Consider the following 7,608-nt stretch of genomic DNA (forward strand, 5'->3'; position numbering starts at 1 on the left):
CTTACGAGGTGGGCGTTGTGCTGGGGGCTGCCGCCCCCAGACCCCCGCGAGTGGCGGGAGGGGGCCGTCTGTCGGGTGACGGTGGGTGGGGGCTGGTCGCGCAGTTCCCCGCGCCCCTTACGGGGCGCTGTGCGCGCCCACGCGGCGGAGCCGCATATCGAATACAGCCCCGCGCCCCTACGGAGTTGCGCGCAAGAGGGGATGTGTCACAGCGGCCTCCGGTTTCGCGGTCGGCGTCGGGAACCTATCGTCGGCCCTATGTTCGCCGTCTACGCCGCCCGAATCGACCGCGACCAGCCGCTCTCCGGCCTTGAGTTGGGGGAGCGCCCCGCCCCCGAGGCCCGGCCCGGCTGGAGTACCGTCGATGTGCGGGCCGCCTCCCTCAATCATCACGATCTCTGGTCCCTGCGCGGTGTCGGGCTTCCCGAGGGCCGGCTGCCGATGATCCTCGGCTGTGACGCCGCCGGCGTCGACCAGGACGGCAACGAGGTCGTCCTGCACTCCGTGATCGGGCAGAGCGGCCACGGGGTCGGGCCCGACGAGCCCCGGTCCATCCTCACCGAGCGCTACCAGGGCACCTTCGCCGAGCAGGTGGCCGTGCCCACCTGGAACATCCTGCCCAAGCCCAAGGAGCTGTCCTTCGCGGAGGCCGCCTGTCTGCCGACGGCCTGGCTGACGGCGTATCGGATGCTCTTCACCAACGCGGGTGTTCGTCCCGGTGACTCGGTCCTCGTGCAGGGCGCGGGCGGCGGGGTCGCCACCGCCGCGATCGTGCTCGGCAAGGCCGCCGGACTGCGGGTCTTCGCCACCAGCCGCGACGAGGCCAAGCGGAAGCGGGCCCTGGAACTGGGTGCCGTCGAAGCGGTCGAGCCGGGAGCCCGGCTGCCGCAGCGCGTGGACGCCGTCATCGAGACCGTCGGCGCCGCCACCTGGTCCCACTCGGTGAAGTCGCTGCGGCCCGGCGGCACCGTCGTCATCTCCGGCGCCACCAGCGGCGACCGCCCCTCGCACGCCGAGCTGACCCGGATCTTCTTCCTCGAGCTGAAGGTCGTGGGCTCGACCATGGGCACCAAGGACGAACTGGAGGACCTGCTCGCCTTCTGCGCCGCCACCGGCGTACGTCCCGTCATCGACGAACTGCTCCCGCTCGACCGCGCCCGCGAGGGCTTCGAACGGCTGGAGTCCGGCGACCAGTTCGGGAAGATCGTGCTGACCCATTCCTGAGCGGGCCGGGGACGGCCGGTGCTCAGGGTTTCGGGGTGCGCAGCAGCGCTCCTATGTGGGCCGCCGCCGTCGACAGGTGGCGACGGGCCTCGCGGAGCTGGTCCGTGGTGACTCCGTGGTCGCGGGCCGCGTCGCGGATGTCGTCCCGGAAACGGTCCAGGAGCCGGTCGAGGTCGCGGGCCGGGTCACCGGTCTCGGCCTCGTCGCCGTGCGCCCACGCGGGGGCGTACTGCGCCGGGAAGTCCTCCGGGGTCTGCGAGTACTCCGGGGCCGCGGTGGATGACGGGGTCGACGGGGCCGGCGGCGGTTTGCGCAGGTCGGGGCCGGTGCCGGGGGCCGACTCGGTGCCGGGGGCCGTCTCGGGGCGGCCGCCGAAGCCGAAGTCCTTGCCGAAGTCCTTGCCGTAGTCCTTTCCGAAGTCGCCGAACTCCTTGGCGAGTTCGGTGAGGCCCTCGCGGACTCCCGTCGGCCAGTCGCCGCGCGAGAAGTGGTCCTGGACGTGCTCCTGCACCCGGCGGGCGATGCGCTGCATCTCCTCCTGGGCCTGAGCACGCGCCCGGGCCTGGGCCTCCTGGGCCTGCCGGCGGGCCCGCTGGGCCTCGTCCCGGGCCCGGCGGCTCTCGTCCTTGGCGCGGCGGGCCTGCTCCTTCCACTCCTGCTTGACCCGGCGCATCTCCTCCTTGGCGGCCCGCCACGACTCCTTGTCGCCGAGGTCGCCGTACTCCCCGGTCCCCGTCCCGCTGCCGTTGCGGGCCTCGGAGGCGGCCGCGCGCACCTCGCGGCGCAGATCACCGGCCGCGCCGCGCACGTCGGCCCTTATCTCGGCGGCCAGTTCGGCGACCGATTCGCGGATCTCCAGCTCCAGGTCGGCCAGCTCGCCGCTGCGGTCCGCCAGTTCGGCCCGGCCGGCGTCCGTGATGGCGTAGACCTTGCGGCCGCCCTCGGTGGTGTGCGTGACCAGGCCCTCGGCCTCCAGCTTGGCGAGGCGGGGGTAGACGGTGCCCGCCGACGGGGCGTACAGGCCCTGGAAGCGCTCTTCCAGCAGCCGGATCACCTCGTAGCCGTGGCGCGGGGCCTCGTCCAGCAGCTTGAGGAGGTAGAGGCGGAGGCGGCCGTGGGCGAAGACGGGAGGCATGTCAGAACACCTTCTTGTCGGTTGCGTCGCCGGTCGGGCCGTCGCCGGTCGGGTCGTCGTCCTCCTTGGGCGGGCGGCGCAGCAGGGCGATGGAGCCGGAGACCGTGGTGGCGCGGAGCTTGCCGGTGCCCGCGCCGAGGCGGCCGGTGATCTTGTGGGCGCCCCACTGGCCGTGCACCCGCAGTCCGTCGAAGGCGTTGGAGATCGTGCCGCTCGCGGTGTTGGCCTCGACCTCGGCGTCGGCCGGGTGCGGCAGCCGGATGGCGATCTCGCCGGAGACGCTGGTCAGCCGGACGTCGGTCGGGCCGTCCGGATCCAGGTCGATGATCATGGAGCCGCTGACCGAGTCGGCGCGCACGTCGGAGCCGGAGCCCTCGACGACGGTCAGGTCGCCGGAGACGGAGTTGAACCGCAGGTTGCCGGTGACGGCCTGGGCCTCCAGGTTCCCGGAGACCGTGTCCGCGCGGACCTCGCCGGAGAGGCCGACCAGGGTGGTGTCGCCGGTGACGCCCTTGACCACCGACGTGCCGTCGATGCCGGAGACGACGGCCGCCGCGCCGACCACGCCCACCTCCACGCGGGTGCCCGCCGGGACGGCGAGCGAGACCACCGCGCTGCGCCGCCAGCCCTTGCGGTCGAGCCACTTGAGGAAGCCCTTCCAGGGGAGGTCCTCGTAGGCCACCGTGAGGGTGCCGCCCTCGTGGGTGACGATCAGGGGCGGGCCCTCGATCTCGGAGACTTCCAGGCGGGTGGAACCCTCGTCGATGCCCACGACGTTGACTGTTCCGTTGACGATGCGGACGTGCAGGTCGCTGACGGGGGTGTCGAAGTCGAGCTTCGTGGGCTCGGCGACGGACCACTCGGACTTGGACATGGTGCGGACCTCCTCGGGCCGGACGCGACGGCTGGACGCGAACGCGAGTGCACGGCTCGCGCCATATCGCGTCTTCCGTGAAACACGATATATCGTGGCCGCCGGAAGTCAAGACACCCATTCGTGTGGCCGGTTGGGGTCGAGGTTGACCCTGGAGGGGCGATGGAAGGGCGCGGGAGGGGCTGGGGAGGGGCGCGCGAAGGTCGTATATCGGGCGGTAAGTGGATGAATTGCTTACCGTGTGTCCATGTCGACGGATGAATCCGGAGCCGTCTCCCGGCCGACGGGGGCACAGAGCGCGGAATGCGTGCCGAGGGCCCATCGGCTGGCCCTGGCCGAGGTGGCGGTGGGCCTGCCGGCCGCCGCGTGGGGGATGCGGCGGCGCAGCGTGGGGTGGGCCGCGGTGGGGGCGGTGCTGATGGTGCACGGGGCGCTGGAGCTGTCGTACGAGACGGTGTTTCCGCGGGACTGAACGGCGATCGATCCGGGGCGGGGCCGTACTTCGGCTGCGGGCCGGTGGGGGCTGGTCGCGCCCGCGCGGCGGAGCCGCATATCGGATACGGTCTCGCGCCCCTGTCGGGGCGCTGATCACGCCCGGCGTCACCGAGCGAGGCCCCCCGGTACGCCTACTCCTCGTCCTCGTCGTCCAGCCGGGCCAGCCACGTCGCCAGGCGCTCCACCGGGACCTCGAAGTCGGGGTTCAGGTCGACGAACGTGCGGAGCTGTTCCGCGAGCCACTCGAAGGTGACCTCTTCCTCGCCGCGCCGCTTCTCCAGTTCCTCGATGCCTCGGTCGGTGAAGTACATGGGTTGCTCTCCTGCTGCCTGCATGTGTGGGTGCCCGGTGGTGGGCGTGTACCAAGCCTAGGCGGACGACGGAGGCCGCCGGCACGGGAACGAACGCCGAAGGGCCCGGCCCCCGCGAACGGGAACCGGACCCTTCTTCGCAGTGCTCCGGAGGCTTACGCCTCGAAGACCTCACGCACCAGCTGCTCCTGCTCGGCCTGGTGGCGCTTGGCCGAACCCACCGCCGGGGACGAGGAGTGCGGGCGCGAGATGCGGCGCAGGCGCTCGCCGGCCGGGACGTCGGCGCCGACCGCCAGGTCCAGGTGGTCGATCAGGTTGAGCGCGATGAACGGCCAGGCACCCTGGTTGGCCGGCTCCTCCTGGGTCCACAGGTATTTCTCGGCGTTCGGGTACTTGTTGACCTCGGCCTGGAGCTCGGCACCCGGCAGCGGGTACAGGCGCTCGAGGCGGATGATCGCGGTGTCCGTGACGCCGCGCTTCTGCCGCTCGGCCTCCAGGTCGTAGTAGACCTTGCCGGTGCAGAAGACGACCTTGCGGACCGCGGCCGGGTCGACCGAGGCGTCGCCGATGACCGGGCGGAACTGCCCGCTCGTGAACTCCTCCGCCTTCGAGGCCGCCGCCTTGAGGCGCAGCATCGACTTCGGGGTGAAGACGACCAGCGGCTTGTGGTGCGGGTTGTGCACCTGCCACCGCAGGAGGTGGAAGTAGTTCGACGGGAGGGTCGGCATCGCGACCGTCATGTTGTTCTGCGCGCACAGCTGCAGGAAGCGCTCGATGCGGGCCGAGGAGTGGTCCGGGCCCTGGCCCTCGTAGCCGTGCGGGAGCAGCAGCGTGACGCCGGACGTCTGGCCCCACTTCTGCTCGGCCGCCGAGATGTACTCGTCGATGACCGACTGGGCGCCGTTGGTGAAGTCACCGAACTGCGCCTCCCACATCACCAGGGCGTCCGGACGGGCCAGCGAGTAGCCGTACTCGAAGCCCATCACCGCGTACTCGGAGAGCAGCGAGTTGTAGACGTTGTAGCGGGCCTGGTCCTCGGACAGGTAGAGGAGCGGGGTGTAGTCGGCGCCGGTCTCGCGGTCGATCAGGACCGCGTGCCGCTGGCCGAAGGTGCCGCGCTGGGAGTCCTGGCCGGAGAGGCGCACCGGGGTGCCCTCCATCAGCAGCGAGCCGATGGCGAGGGTCTCGCCCATGCCCCAGTCGATCGTGCCGTCCTCGATCATCGCCGCCCGGCGCTGCAGCTGCGGGAGCAGCCGCGGGTGGACGGTGAAGTAGTCCGGGATGTTGACCTGGGACTCGGCGATGCGCTTGACGGCCTCCGCGGAGATCGCCGTCGGCACGGCCACCGGGAAGCCGTCCAGCGGCTCCTGGACGTCCGCGGCGGCCGGCTGCGAGGTGGCCTCGCGGACCTCCGTGAAGACCTTCTCCAGCTGGCCCTGGTAGTCCTGGAGGGCCTGCTCGGCCTCTTCCAGGGTGATGTCGCCGCGACCGATCAGGGACTCGGTGTAGAGCTTGCGCACCGAGCGCTTCTTGTCGATCAGGTCGTACATCAGGGGCTGGGTGAAGGCCGGGTTGTCCGACTCGTTGTGACCGCGGCGGCGGTAGCAGATGAGGTCGATCACCACGTCCTTGTTGAACGCCTGGCGGAACTCGAAGGCAAGGCGTGCGACGCGCACGACGGCCTCGGGGTCGTCGCCGTTCACGTGGAAGATCGGGGCCTCGATCATGCGGGCCACGTCCGTGGCGTACATCGAGGAGCGGGAGGACTCCGGGGCGGCGGTGAAGCCGACCTGGTTGTTGATGACGATGTGGACCGTGCCGCCGGTGCGGTAGCCGCGCAGCTGCGACATGTTCAGGGTCTCGGCCACCACGCCCTGGCCCGCGAAGGCCGCGTCGCCGTGCAGCGCGACCGGCAGGACCGTGAAGTCCGTGCCGCCCTTGTTGATGATGTCCTGCTTGGCGCGGGCGATGCCCTCGATGACCGGGTCGACCGTCTCCAGGTGGGACGGGTTCGCGGCCAGCGAGACCTTGATCTGCTCGCCGTCCAGGCCGGTGAAGGTGCCCTCGGCGCCCAGGTGGTACTTCACGTCGCCGGAGCCGTGCATCGACTTCGGGTCGAGGTTGCCCTCGAACTCGCGGAAGATCTGCGCGTACGACTTGCCGACGATGTTGGCGAGGACGTTCAGGCGGCCGCGGTGGGCCATGCCGATGACGACCTCGTCGAGACGGGATTCGGCGGCCGAGTCCAGGACGGCGTCCAGGAGCGGGATGACGGACTCGCCGCCCTCCAGGGAGAACCGCTTCTGGCCGACGTACTTCGTCTGCAGGAAGGTCTCGAAGGCCTCCGCCGCGTTCAGGCGGCGCAGGATCCGCAGCTGCTCCTCGCGCTCCATCTTGGAGTGCGGGCGCTCCACGCGGTCCTGGATCCACTTGCGCTGCTTGGGGTCCTGGATGTGCATGAACTCGATGCCGGTGGTGCGGCAGTACGAGTCGCGCAGCACGCCGAGGATGTCGCGCAGCTTCATCATCGACTTGCCGGCGAAGCCGCCGACCGCGAAGTCGCGCTCCAGGTCCCACAGGGTGAGCCCGTGCTCGGTGACGTCCAGGTCGGGGTGCTTGCGCTGCTTGTACTCCAGCGGGTCGGTGTCGGCCATGACGTGGCCGCGGACCCGGTAGGAGTGGATCAGCTCGAAGACGCGGGCGGCCTTGGTGACGTCGTCGTCGTGCGAGGCGTCGATGTCCCGGAGCCAGCGGACCGGCTCGTAGGGGATGCGCAGGGCCTCGAAGATGTCGTCGTAGAAGCCGTTCTCGCCGAGCAGGAGGTTGGCGACCGAGCGCAGGAACTCGCCGGAGGCGGCGCCCTGGATGACCCGGTGGTCGTAGGTCGACGTGAGCGTCATGACCTTCGAGATGCCGAGCTTGTTCAGGGTGTCCTGGGAGGTGCCCTGGAACTCCGCCGGGTAGTCCATGGAGCCGACGCCCATGATGACCGACTGGCCGGGCATCAGGCGCGGGACCGAGTGGACGGTGCCGAGGCCGCCGGGGTTGGTCAGGGAGACCGTGACACCGGTGAAGTCGTCCATCGTCAGCTTGTTGTCGCGGGCGCGACGGACGATGTCCTCGTAGGCCTGCCAGAACTCGAAGAAGTTCAGCGTCTCGGCCTTCTTGATGGCCGCGACGACGAGCTGGCGGTCGCCGTTGGGCTTCACCAGGTCGATGGCGAGGCCCAGGTTGACGTGGGCCGGCTTGACCAGGGTCGGCTTGCCGTCCTTCTCGCCGAACGACCAGTTCATCGACGGCATGGCCTTGATGGCCTGGACCATCGCGAAGCCGATCAGGTGCGTGAAGGAGATCTTCCCGCCCCGGGCGCGCTTCAGGTGGTTGTTGATGACGATCCGGTTGTCGAAGAGCAGCTTCACCGGGACCGCGCGGACCGAGGTGGCCGTCGGCAGCTCCAGCGAGGCGTTCATGTTCTTCGCGACGGCCGCGGCGGGGCCACGGAGCGTGACCAGCTCGGGACCGTCGGGCGCCGCGGCGGCGGGCGCGGCCTTCGCGGCGGCGGCCGGCTT

The 7,608-nt window shown here is 70.7% G+C and carries 6 protein-coding genes; 2 read left to right on the forward strand and 4 right to left on the reverse strand.

The window, feature by feature from the left end:
- Positions 1-258: 258 nt before the first annotated feature.
- Entirely contained in the window at positions 259-1,224 is a 966-nt protein-coding gene (locus tag ACWGKQ_RS34555; protein WP_453295959.1) for a zinc-binding dehydrogenase, read from the forward strand.
- A gap of 22 nt (positions 1,225-1,246) precedes the next feature.
- Here ACWGKQ_RS34555 and ACWGKQ_RS34560 read toward each other — a convergent pair whose 3' ends face one another.
- Together ACWGKQ_RS34560 and ACWGKQ_RS34565 are read right to left on the reverse strand one after the other, a co-directional pair.
- Entirely contained in the window at positions 1,247-2,359 is a 1,113-nt protein-coding gene (locus tag ACWGKQ_RS34560; protein ID WP_453295960.1) for a PadR family transcriptional regulator, read from the reverse strand.
- Between the two features lies 1 nt (position 2,360).
- Positions 2,361-3,233 carry a DUF4097 family beta strand repeat-containing protein gene (locus ACWGKQ_RS34565; RefSeq protein ID WP_453295961.1) on the reverse strand — a complete coding sequence of 291 codons (873 nt, stop codon included), beginning with the start codon at positions 3,231-3,233 and terminating at the stop codon, positions 2,361-2,363.
- A 247-nt stretch (positions 3,234-3,480) separates the two neighbouring features.
- Here ACWGKQ_RS34565 and ACWGKQ_RS34570 point away from each other — a divergent pair, with 247 nt between their 5' ends.
- Positions 3,481-3,705, forward strand: coding sequence for a hypothetical protein (locus ACWGKQ_RS34570; protein WP_453295962.1), 225 nt, complete (start codon positions 3,481-3,483; stop codon positions 3,703-3,705).
- A 154-nt stretch (positions 3,706-3,859) separates the two neighbouring features.
- On the opposite strand, the gene ACWGKQ_RS34575 is transcribed toward ACWGKQ_RS34570, so the two are convergent.
- Entirely contained in the window at positions 3,860-4,039 is a 180-nt protein-coding gene (locus ACWGKQ_RS34575) for a DUF6104 family protein (protein WP_023586593.1), read from the reverse strand.
- A 155-nt stretch (positions 4,040-4,194) separates the two neighbouring features.
- A partial coding sequence (locus ACWGKQ_RS34580) for a multifunctional oxoglutarate decarboxylase/oxoglutarate dehydrogenase thiamine pyrophosphate-binding subunit/dihydrolipoyllysine-residue succinyltransferase subunit (protein WP_453295963.1) occupies positions 4,195-7,608 on the reverse strand: 3,414 nt, incomplete at its 5' end.

It is taken from the genome of Streptomyces sp. NPDC054770, assembly GCF_053611985.1.